The sequence below is a fragment of the Mucilaginibacter sp. OAE612 genome (genome assembly GCF_041806395.1).
Lineage (GTDB): Bacteria > Bacteroidota > Bacteroidia > Sphingobacteriales > Sphingobacteriaceae > Mucilaginibacter > Mucilaginibacter rubeus.
In genome coordinates, this window is the sequence record NZ_JBGMUW010000001.1 from 675507 (window position 1) to 693641 (window position 18135).

Annotated in this window: 15 protein-coding genes; 10 read left to right on the forward strand and 5 right to left on the reverse strand. The window is 46.3% G+C overall.

Annotation, left to right across the window (positions count from 1 at the left end; translation table 11 throughout):
• The first annotated feature begins 14 nt into the window (after positions 1–14).
• The 6 genes from ABID99_RS03045 (at position 15) to ABID99_RS03070 (ending at position 6911) form a co-directional block, all read left to right on the forward strand.
• The gene (locus tag ABID99_RS03045; RefSeq protein ID WP_373612802.1) at positions 15–1676 is read left to right on the forward strand and encodes a UxaA family hydrolase; all 1662 of its coding nucleotides are present in this window, start codon (positions 15–17) and stop codon (positions 1674–1676) included.
• A gap of 349 nt (positions 1677–2025) precedes the next feature.
• Positions 2026–2790 carry an SDR family NAD(P)-dependent oxidoreductase gene (locus ABID99_RS03050; RefSeq protein WP_373612803.1) on the forward strand — a complete coding sequence of 255 codons (765 nt, stop codon included), beginning with the start codon at positions 2026–2028 and terminating at the stop codon, positions 2788–2790.
• Between the two features lie 12 nt (positions 2791–2802).
• Positions 2803–4092 (forward strand): alpha-L-fucosidase, encoded by a 1290-nt coding sequence (locus tag ABID99_RS03055; protein WP_373612804.1) that lies wholly within the window; start codon positions 2803–2805, stop codon positions 4090–4092.
• A gap of 10 nt (positions 4093–4102) precedes the next feature.
• Positions 4103–4954 (forward strand): fumarylacetoacetate hydrolase family protein, encoded by an 852-nt coding sequence (locus ABID99_RS03060; RefSeq protein ID WP_373612805.1) that lies wholly within the window; start codon positions 4103–4105, stop codon positions 4952–4954.
• Positions 4941–5771, forward strand: coding sequence for an amidohydrolase (locus tag ABID99_RS03065; RefSeq protein WP_373612806.1), 831 nt, complete (start codon positions 4941–4943; stop codon positions 5769–5771). The genes ABID99_RS03060 and ABID99_RS03065 overlap by 14 nt, the downstream gene beginning before the upstream one ends.
• Positions 5772–6704: 933 nt before the next feature.
• Positions 6705–6911, forward strand: a complete 207-nt coding sequence (locus tag ABID99_RS03070) for a hypothetical protein (protein ID WP_090528232.1) — start codon at positions 6705–6707, stop codon at positions 6909–6911.
• An 82-nt stretch (positions 6912–6993) separates the two neighbouring features.
• Here the strand turns inward: ABID99_RS03070 and ABID99_RS03075 are convergent, their stop codons facing one another.
• Positions 6994–7491: a DinB family protein gene (locus tag ABID99_RS03075; protein WP_176628925.1), complete on the reverse strand. Its 498-nt coding sequence runs from the start codon at positions 7489–7491 to the stop codon at positions 6994–6996.
• Between the two features lie 626 nt (positions 7492–8117).
• Here ABID99_RS03075 and ABID99_RS03080 point away from each other — a divergent pair.
• The 4 genes from ABID99_RS03080 to ABID99_RS03095 all read left to right on the forward strand — a co-directional run bounded on the left by ABID99_RS03080 (position 8118) and on the right by ABID99_RS03095 (position 12105).
• Entirely contained in the window at positions 8118–8915 is a 798-nt protein-coding gene (locus ABID99_RS03080; RefSeq protein ID WP_373612807.1) for a HipA family kinase, read from the forward strand.
• On the forward strand, positions 8902–9276 hold the full coding sequence (locus ABID99_RS03085) for a DUF3037 domain-containing protein (protein WP_373612808.1): 375 nt from the start codon (positions 8902–8904) through the stop codon (positions 9274–9276). The genes ABID99_RS03080 and ABID99_RS03085 overlap by 14 nt, the downstream gene beginning before the upstream one ends.
• Positions 9277–9581: 305 nt before the next feature.
• Entirely contained in the window at positions 9582–10430 is an 849-nt protein-coding gene (locus ABID99_RS03090; protein WP_373612809.1) for a ThuA domain-containing protein, read from the forward strand.
• An 823-nt stretch (positions 10431–11253) separates the two neighbouring features.
• The gene (locus ABID99_RS03095; protein ID WP_373612810.1) at positions 11254–12105 is read left to right on the forward strand and encodes an alpha/beta hydrolase; all 852 of its coding nucleotides are present in this window, start codon (positions 11254–11256) and stop codon (positions 12103–12105) included.
• Positions 12106–12137: 32 nt separating this feature from the next.
• Here the strand turns inward: ABID99_RS03095 and ABID99_RS03100 are convergent, their stop codons facing one another.
• The 4 genes from ABID99_RS03100 to ABID99_RS03115 all read right to left on the reverse strand — a co-directional run bounded on the left by ABID99_RS03100 (position 12138) and on the right by ABID99_RS03115 (position 18124).
• Entirely contained in the window at positions 12138–12917 is a 780-nt protein-coding gene (locus tag ABID99_RS03100) for a polysaccharide deacetylase family protein (protein ID WP_373612811.1), read from the reverse strand.
• A 245-nt stretch (positions 12918–13162) separates the two neighbouring features.
• Positions 13163–14551 carry an FGGY-family carbohydrate kinase gene (locus ABID99_RS03105; protein WP_373612812.1) on the reverse strand — a complete coding sequence of 463 codons (1389 nt, stop codon included), beginning with the start codon at positions 14549–14551 and terminating at the stop codon, positions 13163–13165.
• 4 nt (positions 14552–14555) lie between these two features.
• On the reverse strand, positions 14556–15830 hold the full coding sequence (locus tag ABID99_RS03110; protein WP_373612813.1) for a sugar isomerase: 1275 nt from the start codon (positions 15828–15830) through the stop codon (positions 14556–14558).
• Between the two features lie 173 nt (positions 15831–16003).
• Complete coding sequence (locus tag ABID99_RS03115; protein WP_373612815.1) at positions 16004–18124, reverse strand: bifunctional aldolase/short-chain dehydrogenase; 2121 nt, start codon at positions 18122–18124, stop codon at positions 16004–16006.
• Positions 18125–18135 lie beyond the last annotated feature (11 nt).

Below are 18135 nucleotides of genomic sequence, written 5' to 3' on the forward strand. Positions count from 1 at the left end.
ATCATATACAAATAATGTCAACACAAAAAGAAACATATTTAAGGATCCATCCGCATGATAACGTACTCGTAGCCTTGCAGGACCTGCCGCAGGGAACCGTTATCACGTTTGATGGACAGACTTTTACACTGGTAGATAAAGTAGCAGCTAAACATAAATTCGCCATTAACGAACTGCCGGTAGGCAAGGAAATTTACATGTACGGCGTACTGGTAGGCAAAGCCTCGGCAACCATACCGAAGGGTGGTTTGTTAACTACCGAAAATGTACACCACGCAGCCGAAGGATTTCACCTTGGCGAGCGCAAACTACAATGGCACCAGCCTGATACGGCTAACTTTGAAGGCAAAACCTTTATGGGCTACCACCGTGCCGATGGTTCGGTAGGTACAGGTAACTACTGGATTGTAGTTCCGATGGTTTTTTGTGAGAACAGGAATATCAACGTATTAAAGGAAGCACTGGTTGATAAGCTGGGCTATAAAAAAGCCAAAAGCTACGAGGGCGATGTGGAGCAACTGATGGAACTTTATCAGGCCGGTAAATCTGTTGAGGAAATTTTGAATGCCGATATCCAGGCATCCGAGGATAAGCCAAACTCTAAACGCCTGTTCAAAAATATCGACGGCATTAAATTTTTGAGTCACAGCATGGGTTGCGGTGGCACCCGCGAAGATTCAGATACCCTTTGCGGATTGATAGCAGGCTACATTACCCATCCCAACGTGGCTGGAGCAACCATATTAAGCTTGGGCTGCCAGCATGCGCAGGTAAGCATTTTGCAAAATGAAATTGCTAAACGTGATGCTAATTTCAGCAAGCCGCTGGTAGTATTGGAGCAACAAAAAGTAGGCACCGAAAGCGAGCTGTTGAAACAAGCTTTGAAACAAACCTTCGCGGGTTTGGTGAAAGCCAATGAAACAACCCGTCAACCTGCACCATTGTCAAAACTGTGTGTTGGCTTGGAGTGCGGCGGTTCGGATGGTTTTTCGGGAATTTCGGCTAACCCGGCATTGGGTTATTTATCCGATCTGCTGGTTGCCATGGGCGGTTCGGTGATCCTTTCAGAGTTCCCTGAGCTTTGCGGTGTGGAGCAGGAACTGAGCGATCGTTGTATCGATGTGGAAACCGCTAACCGCTTCATGCACCTCATGACTACTTATAATGCACGTGCAGAGGCGGATGGGTCAGGCTTCTATGCCAACCCATCGCCGGGTAATATCCGCGATGGATTGATCACTGATGCTATCAAATCGGCAGGTGCAGCGAAAAAGGGCGGTACATCGCCGGTAACCGCGGTATTGGATTATCCTGAAAAAGTAACCAAACCCGGTTTGAATTTACTATGTACCCCTGGAAGCGATGTGGAAAGCACCACTGCCGAAGTAGGCGCAGGCGCGAATATCGTATTGTTTACCACCGGTTTGGGCACACCTACAGGTAACCCGGTAACTCCGGTCATCAAACTATCAACCAATACGGCCATGTTTCAACGCATGCCCGATATTATCGATATCAATTGCGGAACTATCATCGAGGGAGCGGAAACCATCCAGCAGGCCGGCGAGCGCATCCTGGATTACGTAATAAAAGTAGCCAGCGGCGAAGCAGAACCTAAATCGGTAAAACTCGGCCAGGATGATTTTATTCCGTGGAAAAGAGGGGTGTCGTTATAATATAGGAGGTTGTTGGTGACAACACCAACAACGGCGAAGAGCCCCACCCAAACCCTCCCCTAAAGGGAGAGGGCTTTTGATTAGCGCGAAGTATAAGTTATTGGTGACAACACCAACAAAGACGAAAGATAAAAGCTCCCCTCTTGAGAGGGGGCGGGATGGAAAAGAGCGTTAGCAGGGGTGTGTCTCTGCGCATTGACTTTCAAAGCAGAAACACACCCCTACACCCCTCTCAAGAGGGGAATCGCGCATTCCCCGGTTTTGGAAGCAAAGAAGAAATATTTAATAACCATAAAAACAAAAAGTCTCCCCTTCCGGGGGAGATTTAGAGGGGGCTCGGCCCGTATTTATGTTCAAACTAACCAATAAATCAGTAATTGTAACCGGCGGCGGCAGCGGCATAGGTAAGGCTATGGCCGTATTATTTGCACAGCAAGGTGCCGAAGTTCATATCATCGAATTAAATGACCAGGCAGCGGCCGATACCGTGACCGAAATAACTTCGGCAGGCGGTAAAGCTACTGGCTATGCCTGTGATGTTAGCAACCAGCAACAAGTGGTTGATACTTTTACCAAAATAGGTAAGATAGATATCCTGATCAATAACGCAGGCATAGCGCATATTGGCAGGGCAGATAATACCAGTACCGAAGATTTTGAGCGGGTGTTTAACGTAAATGTTAAAGGCGCTTACAACTGCCTTTACGCGGCCCTCCCGGCAATGAAAACCAATGGCGGCGGCGTGATCCTCAACACGGCTTCCATAGCGGCCAGCGTTGGTATTACCGACAGGTTTGCTTACTCCATGAGTAAAGGCGCCATCCATGCCATGACTTTATCAGTAGCGCGTGATTTTCTCCATGATAACATCCGTTGTAACTGTATTTCACCGGCAAGGGTGCATACTCCTTTTGTGGATGGCTTTATTGCTAAAAACTATGCGGGCAGGGAAGAGGAGATCTTCGAAAAGCTCTCAAAAAGCCAGCCTATAGGCAGGATGGGTAAACCTGAAGAAGTAGCAGCATTGGCGCTTTACCTTTGTTCGGACGAGGCCGGATTTATTACCGGTACCGATTACCCTATCGATGGCGGCTTTATTACCCTGAACAATTAAACCTGACTTGATATGATTAAAAAGCTATTATTAATGGGTATGTTGCTTGGCGCCGTACGCGCGGGTGCTCAAACCTACACGCCAACGGCCGACAACCTTGCTGCAAGGCAAAATTTCCAGGATATGAAGTTCGGCCTGTTTATTCACTGGGGTATTTACAGTGAGCTTGGCGCGGGCGAGTGGGTGATGAATGAAAAGCATATCCCTTATGATAGCTATAAACGCCTGGCCGATTTCTTTAATCCGCAGGCTTTTAACGCCCACGACTGGGTGATGTTTGCCAAAAAAGCGGGTATGAAGTATATCACCGTTACCTCGCGCCATCATGATGGATTCAGCATGTTTGGTACTAAAGCATCGCCGTACAATATTGTTGATGCTACGCCATACCACAAAGACCCGCTGATGGAGCTGGCGCAGGAATGTGTTAAAGAAGGCATCGAACTGCATTTTTATTATTCGCTGTTGGATTGGGGCCGCAAGGATTATGCTTATGGCAGTCCGATAGTTGACGGCAAACCCGCAAATGGCGACTGGGACAGCTACATCAATTTCATGAAAGCGCAGCTTACGGAGCTCATTACCAAATACCCCGGCGTTAAAGGCATTTGGTTTGACGGCCACTGGGAGCGTGATGTTAACTGGCATTATGACGAGATCTACGGATTGATCCATAAACTGAACCCCGCCATACTGGTAGGCAACAACCATCACCTTGAACCTAAAGAAGGCGAGGATTTCCAGATGTTTGAGAAAGACCTGCCCGGAGCCAATACAACCGGCTTCAGCGGTAAATCAAAAATAGGTGCATTACCTTTGGAAACCTGCGAAACCATCAACAACAGTTGGGGCTTTAACATTACCGACAGGAGCTTTAAATCATCAAAACGCATAATCCATTATTTGGTGAACGCAGCCGGTTTAAATGCAAACTTTTTATTGAACATAGGCCCGATGCCTAACGGAAAAATTCAGCCTGAATTTACCGATACACTGGCTGTTGTAGGCGCCTGGGTACAAAAAAATGGCGAAGCGATTTACGGTACCCGCGGCAGCGGTATCCCTGCACAGCCCTGGGGAGTAATCACCCAAAAAGATAAAAACCTGTATGTGCATGTGATGACAGCACCGCAGCAACCATACGTTTTCATTCCGCAATTAAAAGGCAAAGTGACCAAAGCCGCTTTACTGGCCGATGGCAGCGCGGTGAAATTTAAACAACAAACCGAGGGCGTGTTTGTATATCTTAGCGGTGTGGCAACCGACCCTAACGATACTATTATTAAACTGACAACTAACTAAAAACATACAAATGAAGCTTATACGATTTGGCGAAAGCGGTAAAGAGAAACCGGGAGTTATCCTGAATGATAAAAAATACGATGTATCGGCCTTCGGCGAAGATTACACCGAACAGTTTTTTGAAACTGACGGACTTAGCCGCCTTGCTGATTTTATAAAAGATAACTTACTACCCGAAGTTGCTGATGATGTACGCTTAGGCAGTCCTATCGTGCGCCCTTCAAAACTGGTTTGTATTGGTCTTAACTATGCCGACCATGCTAAAGAAACCAATGCGCCGCTGCCGCCCGAGCCGGTGATCTTTATGAAAGCAACCACCGCTATTGTTGGTCCGTTTGATGACATCATGATCCCTAAAAACTCTGTAAAAACCGATTGGGAAGTGGAACTGGCTGTGGTTATCGGCAAAAAAGCATCGTATGTGGAAGAAGCCGAGGCTATGGACTACGTAGCCGGTTACGTGCTGCACAATGACGTAAGCGAGCGCGAATTTCAACTGGAGCGTAATGGTACCTGGGATAAGGGTAAAGGCTGTGATACCTTTGCGCCGCTTGGTCCGTTTTTAGCTACACCTGATGAAATTGCCGATCCGCATAACCTGCGCCTGTGGCTAAAAGTTAACGGCGAAACCATGCAGGACGGTACTACCTCAAACTTTATATTTAACCTGCCGCACCTGATCTCGTATACCAGCCAGTTCATGACCCTGCTGCCGGGCGATATTATCTCGACAGGTACACCTGCAGGTGTTGGCTTAGGGATGAAGCCGCCGATCTACTTAAAAGCAGGCGACGTGGTAGAATTAGGTATTGAAGGCCTTGGCGAATCAAAACAAAACCTGATAGCTTATGCTAAAAATTGATGCACATCAGCATTTCTGGCAATACAACCCGGTAAGGGACAGCTGGATCACTGAAGACATGCAGGTAATAGGGCGGGATTTTTATCCCGAAGACCTGTTACCTGTACTGCAAAAACACGGCATGGATGGCAGTGTCGCCGTTCAGGCCGATCAGTCGGAAAAGGAAACGGAATTTCTGTTAGATCTGGCATCCGTTAACCCCTTCATCAAAGGGGTAGTAGGCTGGATAGATTTGAAAGCCGGTGACCTGGAAGACCGCCTGGATCATTTTAAAAAATATGAAAAGCTTAAAGGCTTCCGGCATATCCTGCAGTCGGAGCCCGACGAGCAATACATGCTTGATCCGGCGTTTAAAAAAGGCATCGCCGCTTTGGGTAAACACGGATATACTTATGATATCCTCATTTTCCCTAACCATTTGCCGTATGCCGCGCAATTGGTTGCCGAATTTCCGGATCAAAAGTTTGTGCTCGACCACATGGCCAAACCCTACATCAAAGCCGGAAAAATTGATGGATGGAAGCAGGATATCGAAAAGCTGGCAAGCTATCCCAATGTATCCTGCAAGGTATCGGCCCTGCTCACCGAAGCGGACTGGGACAACACCCCGGCAGCTGATTTTATCCCTTATATCGATATTGTATTCAACGCTTTCGGTATCAACCAGGTAATGTTTGGCTCCGACTGGCCCGTTTGCCTCCTGGCCGGAGGCTATGAAAAAACAATGGAGGTAATGGACCTGTATGCCGAAAGACTTTCTGCTACAGAAAAGGAATTGTTTTTTGGTGGGAACGCGGCTGCTTTTTACAGCTTGTAGCTGGTGTTACTATTGATGCAAATGGCAGGCGATCCGTGGGGACACGGATCGGAGAGGTTAAATTAATTCATTACCCGGCGTTCGTGTCCTCACCAGAAGTGTTCGGAAGAAATAAAAAAGCGAGGATTGTGCGATTCCCTCCCTTGGGAGGGTGTAGGGAGGGGTTTCATTCACAGACTTATTCGCCCGAAATGAAGTATAAACCCCTCCCTGCCACCACGAAATCCAGCCGCACCCCTCCCAGGGGAGGGAATTAAAAATCTTCCGAACACTTCTGGTGTCCTCACGAACGCTTTTGTAATTTATGTCATTGGATAACCACCGCGGCTCCCCTGAAAAAATCGTAATGACGTGTAAAATACATTTAAAGATGGTGCGCGGGGCGCGTTAGTGATAGGAGCGGATACCTGCCTTGTGGCTAATGCCTGTGCAGTATGAGCGTATAGCACGGGCCGCAGGCAACGCCCATGTTCTGAACCGGGATTTGGGCAGATTATTCGGATTTATTGGATTTCTCTTGAAATATCTCCGGCTATTTAAAATCCTGTCCATTTCAGAGGCAGTTTAAAAACAAATAAAAAGGGCCATCGATATGGCATGGTTTGATAAGTCTTAAGCCATGAAATTTCGCCTGTTAACGATACTTCGCCACTGTACTAAAATCACTAATCTGTACTGTATATTATTTATTTCAAAACGATAGGCTCTATTATCAATATGATAGCGCAGTGTTTGGTACATTTAATTATAAACCAATTAAATATCAGCATAAATGTAATATTAAGGTAACACAGAGCGTCAGATATAAGTATGGCACACATTTAGCTGTATGTACACATGATGGGTATAAAATAACATTAAAAAGGCGAACCATTTCTCTCCCGATAACGTTATATGGGTACCAATCAGACTTAAATTTTTATGTTAGACGTTATGTACACAACCCTGTTACAAGTTGTAGTCCTGCTTGCGGTTTTCATTTTGCCGATGTTCATATTTGGCAAAAGGATCAGGAACAAAAAAGTAAAGACCGTTAATTACAAGATAGATACCGATACCTCTGAGGCCCGATATGCTATTAATGAAAATGGCTTCCTTGAAGAAATAAATACAGGTAAGCTGTCAAAGCACCGTAGTTGAGTGCAAAAACATACAAAAGCAAAGCACGCTTTTGCCTGCTTTGCTTTTGTATTTAAAAACTGATCTTATTACTCCTGTTTTTTCAGAAACCCTTCTCATCCGCGCTTGGGCCGTAGCTGCCCGGTATCGGGATATCCAGCAAACGTAAATAAACTCCCAACTGTGCCCTGTGGTGCACAATCTGGCAATAAGTCATCCTGATTACTTCTGCTTTTGTACGCTGATTAAGAATCTGTTCTCCGTTACGTAATGTCCAGATTTTATCAAACGTGCTGATATCAGCTTTTTGCAGGCTCGAATAGCCGTCGGCCAGTGAGTCTTCAAATAATTTCAGCAAATCGGCAGTGCCGCTTACCTTTTTAGGCTCGTAAGGTACAGTGGCAAAATCCAGTTCGTCGGTATTTAAGGTAATAGTAACCCAGGTAGGTAATTCAGCAATGTGGGTCGAGAGCTGTTCAATGGTCATGCTTTTAGGGTGCGGTTTCCACTGGTATTTATCGTCGGGGATGCGGCTCAACATTTTTTCGGTAGTTTGAGCTTCCTGCTCCATCTCTTGCAATAACGATTTCAAAGTGTCCATAGGTGTTGTTTTTGTTTTATGATGTAAAATAACGGAGGGGTAATGACAGCCCTATGTCAGCAGGGACCGGGGAGGGTAATATTATTTTTCTGAACCGTGATTTTTAGGATTGGCAGGATTAATCGGATTCTCTTTTTTAGATAAATGATTATATAAAACGGAACTTTTCCGTCAGCAGATAAGTTTCGGGTGAAAGCAGGCAGAACAATGGTGGGCTTGTGTGGCTGCAAAGGCATTAGCGAATTTTGCCGGGAGAGGAAACGGGTAAGGCCAGGCAAAATTTAGCAGCCGTGGTTCTGCCTGTTTTGCAGGGCAAAGGCATGGCGAGGCATGGAGGGCGGACTGTGGGCAAAGAAACCTCTCTGCTGACTTGATTTATTCGTTAAGTATTATGTTTTAATAGGTACTCATGAGCTCGTTTCACTCGGTTTTTGGTTACTTTTGTATCAAGACAAAAGTAACAGCCACCGCGGCAAATGAGCGGCGAATGTATGTTGTTTAAAACCTCAGCTCATTTAATTGGGCGTTGCCTGCGGCCCGGGCTTTCCGCTCATACGCCTGCAGGCATTACGCTCAGGGCCGGTATCCGCTGCAATCCCTAACGCTGGCTTTTGCTAATTTAAACTATGAACTATACACCACCACAGCTCCGCACCGTTAACGTGATCCGTTACGTAACGCCTTTGCGCGAGGGCGGGTCATTGCCGGCCATTGCCGAAGCTGATGACGAATTTTTATATGTACTGAAGTTCCGTGGGGCAGGCCAGGGGGTAAAAGCCCTCATTGCCGAACTTATTGGCGGCGAAATAGCACGCCTGTTGGGTTTCAAGGTCCCTGAGCTGGTATTTGCCAATTTAGACGAAGCCTTCGGCCGTTCGGAAGCTGATGAAGAGATCCAGGACCTGCTGAAGTTTAGTGTGGGGCTTAACCTGGCGCTGCATTATTTGTCGGGCGCTATTACTTTTGATCCGGCAGTAACTATTGTTGATGGCAAACTGGCTTCGCAAATAGTTTGGTTCGATTGTTTGCTTACCAATGTAGACCGCACCGCCCGTAATACCAATATGCTGATATGGCATAAAGAATTGTGGATGATTGATAACGGCGCCGCGCTGTATTTTCATCACTCATGGAACAACTGGCAGGAAATGGCTACCCGCCCGTTTTTACAGGTGAAAGACCATGTGCTGCTGCCCCGCGCCAACCAACTGGATACGGTTGATGCTGAATTCAAAGCAATCCTAACGCCCGAAAAGATCCGTGATGTAGTTGCGTTGATCCCCGACGAGTGGATCACCTACCGCGATTTTGAAGAAACGCCTGATGAGGTACGAAATATATACGCCGGGTTTTTAATAACCCGGCTGGCCGCTTCAGAAGTATTTGTTAACGCCGCAAAACAAGCCCTATATGCAGGTATTTGAGTACGCCATAATCCGCGTTGTACCAAGGGTGGAGCGCGAAGAGTTTATCAATATAGGGGTGATCCTGTTTTGCCCTAAGCAAAAGTTTTTAAAAGTATTGTTCAAGGCTGATGACGCAAGGTTAGCTGCCTTTTGCGGTGACCTTGACCTGAATTGCCTGAAGGAAAATATCAATTCGCTTGAGCGCATCTGCAATGGCGAAAAAGATGCGGGGCCAATAGCACAGCTTGATCAACCATCACGCTTCCGCTGGCTTACGGCTACACGCAGTACGGTGGTACAGGCTTCCAAAGTGCATCCGGGTATGACTGCCGATGCGGAGGCTACGTTGAACAGATTGTTTGAGCAGATGGTGTTGTGATAATATTTGCCCGTGAGGACACAGGCAAAGGGGAAGACAAAAAACTCGCGCTCGTTTGTAACGAGTGCGTAGCTGGGTTTGCGTTTATAACGCACAGGCGATACAATCGCCAAACCAGATTAAGCACTCGTTGCAAACGAGCGCAAGAACATTATCTTAACACTACATTACCTCTCATCACTTCGCCGATGCTGGTGTTGTCACCAACATCTAACCGCCCCTACATTACCTCTCATCACACTATTTCTCCATCATCGTAAAATCAAATCCATTAGTTTTATAAGCACAATTATAAACGCAGGGATATGAACATCAACCGAAATCTGATCAACAGGGCCATGCTGCTTGTGGCTCTCATCATTATAGCTGTTTTTACAGCAGTAAACGCCAATGCCCAAAGCCACAAGAAATTCAAAATAATAGCCTTTTACACCGGCCGGAGCGACCTGGCACATATCAGCTTTGTGCACGAGGCTAATCGGTGGTTTCCTAAAATTGCTAAAAAGTATAATTTTACCTACGACAGCACCAACAACTGGGCTAACATGAACCCTGAGTTTTTGGCCAAATACCAGGTAGTAATATTTTTAGATACCCGCACTGATAGCCCCGAGCAGCGTGCAGCTTTTGAACAGTATATGAAAAAGGGCGGCGCCTGGATGGGGTTTCATTTTTCGGCCTTCGCGCTTACACCTTCGGACTTTCCGCAAAACTGGGACTGGTACCATAACGAGTTCCTCGGTTCGGGACAATATGTGAGCAATACCTGGCACCCAACTTCGGCCATATTGAAGGTTGAAGATCCTGATCACCCGGTAACCAAAGGCCTGCCGACCACTTTTAAAACAAACCCTAACGAGTGGTACCGCTGGGAGCATGATCTTCGCAAAAATCCTAATATCGATATCCTGCTGGCGGTTGATTCAACAAGTTTTCCCTTGGGTACAGGCCCAAAGCAACACGAGATCTGGCATAGCGGATACTACCCCGTAGCCTGGACTAATAAAAACTACCGCATGGTTTATTTCAACATAGGTCACAATGATATGGACTATGACGGCGGCACAAACAAAGAGCTTTCTCAAACTTTTGAAAATGATAATGTTGATAAGCTCATCATCAATTCGCTGCTTTGGTTAGGCAGAGGAAAATAGTGTCACCAGCCCCTTGAAGCGGAAGTTTTATTTTTACGCGGGTTTAGGCGTCCACGCCCTGAACCGTAACCTAAGAAAAAAACTCTTCAAAAGTGGGGGAATGTGCGATTCCCCTCTTGAGAGGGGCGGAGGGGTGTGTTATTCTACGTGTGGCTTATCGCTTGTATAACACACCCCTGCTCCCGCTTTTTACTACTGCGCCCCCTCTCAAGAGGGGATTTTAAAGCGCTTACGCTAAATTAATCCCTTAGGTAATGGTTATGGCGTCCACGCCTGAACATGGTCATGGATGGAGCGGCTATCGCTCCCGGTCACAGGCAAGAAATTCCTGCGTATCAGGGCGCAAAAAACTATCGGAAAAACAGACCATAAAAATGGTGTCGCTACCTTGTCAGTATGCAAGACAGGCAAAGCCGCCATTTGGCTTTTTCTCAAAAAACGCTAAAAAATCAGCAAAAATTACATTGGTAAATGCTGCCGTTTTTAATCTTTCGAAAAAAAGTATTTTAAACTCTTTATAGTTTTAAGTGTTGATTATCAGTATTTTAATGATGTTTCAGGTAAATGATTAAAGTATTGAACATCAACGTGTTTCATAAAATGGGTGTGCCGCGTTTTTACATTCAGAATTTGGAACACTCCAGTTTTCCGGAAAAAGAACGCCGGGAGGATTTTTAAATTTTTATGGGGAATCAAAAATTTGGGACATGCGTTTTGTTACAATTGGAATGCAGGACTTCGTCGGGACAATGTAAATAAAATACCTATTGGTATATTTTAAAGGCGCTTTTGCTTATTTTGCCGGCGAAATCCTGCCTCGCTTATGAAAAAGTTAAAAACGGTATTTAACCAGGTAAAATCTCTTAATGGCGCCGAAGCGCCTGGTATGGTTAACTTGCTATGGCAATTGATCTGTTATTCGCCCAAAATGCCGGTCCGCTTGCAACAGCAGCAATTGCTTGACGAAGCCAAAGCATTTACGCTTGAAGTAGACGATCCTCATTTTGCCAAATCTGCTTTAAAGTTCAATGGGTTTACCTGGGGGGAGGGGAAGCGCAAAATACTTATTACCCACGGCTGGGGCTCAAAAGCCGCCGACTTTGCCGAGCTCATTACGGCTTTAAAAAATATTAATGATGTGCAGGTAACCGCTTTTGATGCGCCGGGTAATGGCAGTTCGGATGGGGAGCTGTCAAACCTCCTGCTCTTTGCCAAAGCTGCGACTATGGTAATCAAAACCTTTGGGGCGCCCGATGTGCTCATCGGTCACTCCTTAGGGGGAATGGCCAATGCCATTGCTATTAAGGAAACGGCTATTCAGCCTGCCTTGCTCATCAGCATTGCCCCGCTGATTAATCTGAAAGAGAATTTTATAGCCAGCCTGAACGCGGCCGATGTAGCCCCGGGTTTACAGGATCAATTCTTTACTGATTTTGAGGCATTGTTTGATATGGAGGCTTCGGATTTTACACTTCATAATTTATATCCTGCCGGCCTGGTCCGGAAACATTGGTTAGCCTATGACCCGGAAGATAAAATTGCACCCTTCGCATTCCTGGAAAACTTCCTTATCGCTCATCCCGAAGTTGAAACCAAAGTATACCAGGGGCCCGGTCATGAACGCATTATTAAAGATGAGCTTGTTATATCAGATCTCGTTAGCCTGATAGCTTAATTTTACATAAAATGCTTTTAGCTTTTATAAAGCTATTTGGCTGCCATCACCTCATCCATGGCTTTCATAAAAGTTGTAACTTCAATTTCGTTTCGGTGTGCCTTTAAATATGCTAACAGCTTCCTGTGCGCATCTGCGGGTGTAACCAAATAATCGCCGCCCACGCCGTGAAACATGAAGATGCCAAGTCCGCCGCTTTGTTGTACTTTCTTCACAAAATCTATCAGGGCATCGCCGGTTACCGGGTTGCCTGTTACGCCCCATGAGGGCACTTTTAACGGGTCGAGGCTTTTAAAATCAGTGATCACAGCATCCGGCCCGCCGCCTATACGGGCGTATTTTGCGAGGCCTGCTTTACGCAGGGTATCAACATAGTTCACGCCGCCAACTTCAAGTTCAGTGCAGGGGTAGGCATAAGTGCGACCGCCGGTTTTACCATCAAGGGCAAAAAGCAGGGTGTTCATTTCCTTTATTTCGCGCACCATGATATATGGGGTATAATTGGCCGAATTGTCGGCAGGATTAGTTTTTACGTTTATCAGGCACGGGTGGTACAAAGTATGGTTAGCGAGTTCGTAACCTTTTTCACCTGCCTGGCGCCAGCGGGGTAACGAAGCTTCGGTCATGTTTCCGGTTAAAAAGAAGGTGGCGGTAAGATGTGCCGAATCCAGCTGTGGTATGGCTATGTTTAACTGTGAATTGATGCCGTCGTCATAAGTAAGCACAATAATGGCTTTTTTATGCTTAGCTTGTTGTGCGTTGGCAATAAATGCAAAATTGAGCAATAACAGAAACAGCGCTAATTTTTTCATGACGAGGGCTTTGGATTAGTTGGCCTAAAATAAAAAAATCCGGTTGATAACCGGATTTTTAAATAAGAGTTTCGTTTGTAAAAATGTCATTTCGATAGAGCTGGAACGGATGGTGTGCGGGCGCGAAAGAGAAATCTTGTACACCTTGTTGAGCCTAAATGCATGGCGTATAGGATTTCTCCTCACCCCAACCTTTAGCCCCCCGCCATTCGTTCGAAATGACATCGGTTTTTACCGAAATAGAGCTATACTACCTCGCTCTGCACCCCCGAATAATATTTCAGCTCGATCAGGTCATGCGGCAGTGTTTTGGTATTCCAGGCATGATGAATAGCCAATGCTGTACCTACGGCAGTTGCCTGTGCCATCGACGCGGCGTATACTTCCAAATGGGGGAAGGCCAGCGCCAGCAGGTGCATGAAAACGCTATTTTTACTAAAGCCGCCATCTACAAAAATGCGCTTTACTGTACAGCCGTTTAAAACATAATTGGTTGATATGGTTTGCTGGGCAACAATATCAATCATGAGTTGGTAGTAAGCTTCAACATCATCAGCAAAGCTGTTTAAGTCGCGCTGCTCAAATGCCGATTTCTGTAACTGGCCTTCATTTTCATTTGCCTGTAATGACGGCTGATTATTTAACCGGGCCGCGATGGCCGGATCATAATTTATGGTACGGTACCTGATCTCGTCCTGGTTAAAATGGGCGGCAATCCGTTTTACCTGCTGCTCATATTCATATCCTGTAAACAGGCGTGATGCTTTTACCGGACTGCCCTTATATTGCAGGTAGTTAAGGCAATCATGCTTCAGTTCATCAGCCGTAAGCGGTGTTTGGTTAAAAGGGTTAAGACTGATTGACCAGGTACCCGTAGAGATCAGCACAAAGGGCATATTAAAGCTCACGAGGTAAGGGATCAGCGCTGCCGAACTATCGTGCAACCCAATACCAACCTTATAAGTGCTGCCCGGAAACTCGGCCGGAAGTATGCTATCCGCAGGATGCAGAGGTGCCATTTTGGGCAGGATCCCTTCATTATTAAGCCAGTTGTGATAGGTGTTTTTAGCGAAATCCCAAAGGGCAGTATGGCAGCCGATACTGGTTAAGTCGCTCACCATTTGCCCGCTGATAAGATAGCTCATATATTGGGGTAAGTGTAAGGCATACTTTATCCGCTTAAACACTTCGGGCTGTTGATATTTAAGCCTGTATAACTGCAATCCCGAATTAAGGTTGCCCAAAACCGGTGAGGCGGTCTCTAAAGCAAACCTGGCTTCGTCGCCATAGTTTTCATAAAACTGCCTGCCCAGTTCAGGCGGATATGGCTTAAGGTAATTATACAGTGGGGTAAGCGGTTTGCCGTGTTCATCAACATAAACAAAACTGGCGCCATAAGTTGAAAAGTTTACCGCTTTAAGATCAAACTCCTTATGCTTAAAAATTTCGCGCAATGAATCAAACACCGATAACCTGAGGCTGTCGAGGTTTTCACATGCGTCGCCATCTTCGTCGTGGGTTTCCAAAAAACGGGCTGTACGTTCAAAAACTATCTTGTAGTTCTCATCGAACAGGAACAGCTTCTTGTTGGTTTTACCCACATCAAAAACGGCTATAACAGGTATCGGCTCCATAGGCTTACAATCCGGTTGATACTGCTTTAGCTCCTCTTTCGTTTATCAGTTGCTGCCTGATAGTTTGCTGCCTGTAAACTGCCAGCGGGTTCAGCGCACCGCCTGCCCTTAAGCGGGCTTCGGCCAATAACGGCCGAACGTCTGTGCGATAAGCCTGCTGCAATATTTCCTGGGCTTGTACTACGTCGTTATCCTGTTGTGCCTGTACTAACGCAGGGGTATCCACCAACAATGCCTGTGCATAGGCTATCTTAATGGCTTCTACTGATTGTAACAGGTCTTCAATTGGGTCTTTTACATTGTGTGAAGCATCGATCATCCAGCCTATAGAAGTGGCGTGTGCCATGCCGCGTGCGTCCATACCTTCAACCAGTTCGTTAAAGATCAGAAACAACTGGTATGGGTTGATGCTGCCAACGGTAAGGTCGTCATCACCATATTTTGAATCGTTAAAGTGGAAACCGGCCAGCTTGCCTTCCATCAGCAGTAACGAAACTATCTGCTCAATGTTTACCCCCTGTAAGTGATGACCAAGATCAACTAATGTCTGCGCTTTTTGCCCCAGTTTTGATGATAGCAGGTAAGATTGACCCCAATCGCCAATAGTGGTTGAATAGAAGTTAGGCTCATAAGGTTTATACTCAACCCAAACTTTCCAGTCGTCAGGCAAGGCTTCATAAATTTCCTGCAAGCTTTCTAAAGTGCGTTCAAACGCGCCGCGCATGTTCAGTTGACCGGGGAAATTTGATCCGTCAGATAGCCAAACCGATAATGCTTTGGAATCAAGCTCAACGCCGTATTTGATCACCTCGATATTGTGGGCAACAGCTTGTTTACGTACCGCCTTATCTACGTGGTGTAATGAACCGTATTTGTAGCTCAATTCCTGGTTGGGCTGATCCTGAAAAGTATTGGAGTTAACCGCATCAAAATGCAAGCCCAACTGCGCTGCATGAGCTTTGATAGCTGAGGCATTGGATGGGATATCCCAGGGAATATGTAATGATATAGAGTTGCTGCTACGGTTAAGTGCATGGATCAAGCCCACGTCTTCAATTTTTTCTTCCAGGCTACGGGGTTCACCACCGCCCGAAAACCTGCCGAAACGGGTACCACCCGTACCCAAAGCCCAGCTTGGTATGGCAATATTAAAATCAATCAGTTTTTGCAGGATAGCATCCAGGTCTTTTACGTCACCGGCAACAAAATCAAATTTACGCTGATGATCTTTCAGTTGCTGATGATTGGCTTCATCAATTTTATATTTTTCTAACTGCATAATTGGTATTGGTTATAAAGCAAGTTCAAGTTTGACGCTTGAACTTGCAAAATTTATAAATATGTCATTGCGAGGAACGAAGCAATCGCATGCTATACAGAGTGGCTACGCATGGTGGTCATGCTTCCGTGCGATTGCCACGCTATCGCTCGCAACGACATGGGTTACTGTAACTATCTCACAAACGCCATCGCCACACCACCATCAACGTTCAATACGTTTCCGGTTGATTTGTTGAGCAGGCCGCCGGTAAAGGCGAAGCAGGCATTAGCAATATCGGCAGGTAAAATTACCTCGTTCAATAATGTACGTTTCGCGTAGTAAGCCGGTAGTTCGTCCACGGTAACGCCGTAAGCTTTAGCACGGCCTTCGGCCCATCCGCCGGCCCAAATGTTGCTGTCGCTGATTACGGCATCCGGGTTAACTACGTTCACACGGATTTTATCGGTGCCAAGCTCGGCCGCGTTCAGTCTGCTCAGGTGTAGCTGGGCAGATTTTGCCGAACCGTAACCGGCATTGTTTGGTCCGCTAACCAGGGCGTTTTTGCTTACAATGTTGATAATGTCGCCGCCAATGTCTTGTTTTTTCATCACAGCAACTGCCGCCTGGGTAATGAAGAACTGGCCTTTAACCAGTACGTCATACAATAAATCCCAGTCTTTTTCGGTATGGTCGGCAATTGATTTAGAGATAGATAAACCGGCATTATTTACCACTATATCCACACCGCCGAAAGCTAAAGCAGCAATTTCAAGCGCCTCGTTGATCTGGTCGGCTTTGGTTACGTCAAGTACGGCTGTGGTGTATGAATCTTTGCCGTATTGTTTTTTGAACTCTTCACCTGCACCTTCCAAACGCTCGGCGTTCATGTCATTCAGAATAACTACAGCGCCTTCATCAACAAATTTTTTGGCGATAGCTTTACCTATACCACCAGCACTGCCGGTGATCAGAGCGATTTTACCTGATAAGGCTTTTGGTTTAGGCATACGCTGTAGTTTGGCTTCTTCCAATAACCAGTACTCAATATCAAACGCTTCCTGGCGTGGGAGGGAAGTATATTCTGAGATAGCCTCAGCACCTTTCATTACGTTGATGGCGTTGGTATAAAACTCGGCAGCAACACGGGCAGTCTGTTTATCTTTCGAAAAAGAGAACAAACCTACGCCCGGATACAGGATGATCACCGGGTTGGTATCCCTGATAGCCGGGCTGTTATCATGTTTGCAGGTGTTGTAATAGTCGGTATACATTTGGCGGTAGGCTTCAAATGCAGGAGCCAAACGTGCTTTTAACGCGGTAACATCGCTCAGGTCTTCGCCCGGTGCAAGGTCAAGCACCAGCGGACTGATCTTTGTACGCAGGAAGTGATCGGGGCAACTGGTACCCAATGGAGCCAGGCGGTCAAGATCATTTGAGTTGATAAATTCCAATACACGGGCATCATCAGTAAAATGACCAACCATGTGCCTGTAGCTTGAGCAAAAGCCGCGCAATACCGGGGCAAGGGCAGCGGCTTGTTTTTTACGGCCGGTCTCGTCCAGGCTTTCAATTTTTTGACCACCGAAAACGGGGCCTTTTTTTCCGTAGTTTTCTTCAAGATATTCGGCACAGCGCTCAATAACCTCAAGCGTGTTCATGTAGCTTTCGTAAGCCGTATCGCCCCAGGTGAATAAACCATGCGAGCCCAGCATTATACCACGGATGCCGGGATTTTCGTCAAGGCATTGTTTTAATTGCAGGCCGAGCTCAAAGCCTGGTTTTTTCCATTCAACCCAGCCGATGGTACCGTTAAAAAGCTCCTGGGTTATTTTTTTACCATCTTTTGCTGCCGCGATGGCGATGGCAGCATCAGGGTGCAGGTGATCAATGTGTTTGAATGGCAGGAAGCCGTGAAGCGGCGTATCAATAGATGGCGCTTTCGAGTTAAGATCGTAGATGCAATGGTTAAATAATTCCACCATTTCGTCTTCAAATTCAACCCCGCGATAAATGTTTTTCAGGCTGCGAAGGCGATCAACATAAAGGGCAGCCAAGCCGCTCTTTTTCAGCGTACCAATGTCACCGCCCGAGCCTTTGATCCACATTACCTCAACATCATTGCCGGTAAGCGGGTCTTTACTCATCAACTTGCATGAGGTGTTACCGCCACCATAGTTGGTAAGGCGCAGATCGGCACCCAAAAGGTTGGAGCGGTATATGAGCAGGGCTACTTCATCGCCAGCCAGTTCGGCGGCTTTTGCTTCATCCCACAAATAGCTTACGTGTTTAAATTCAGTTGTTTTCGACGACATATATTTTAATT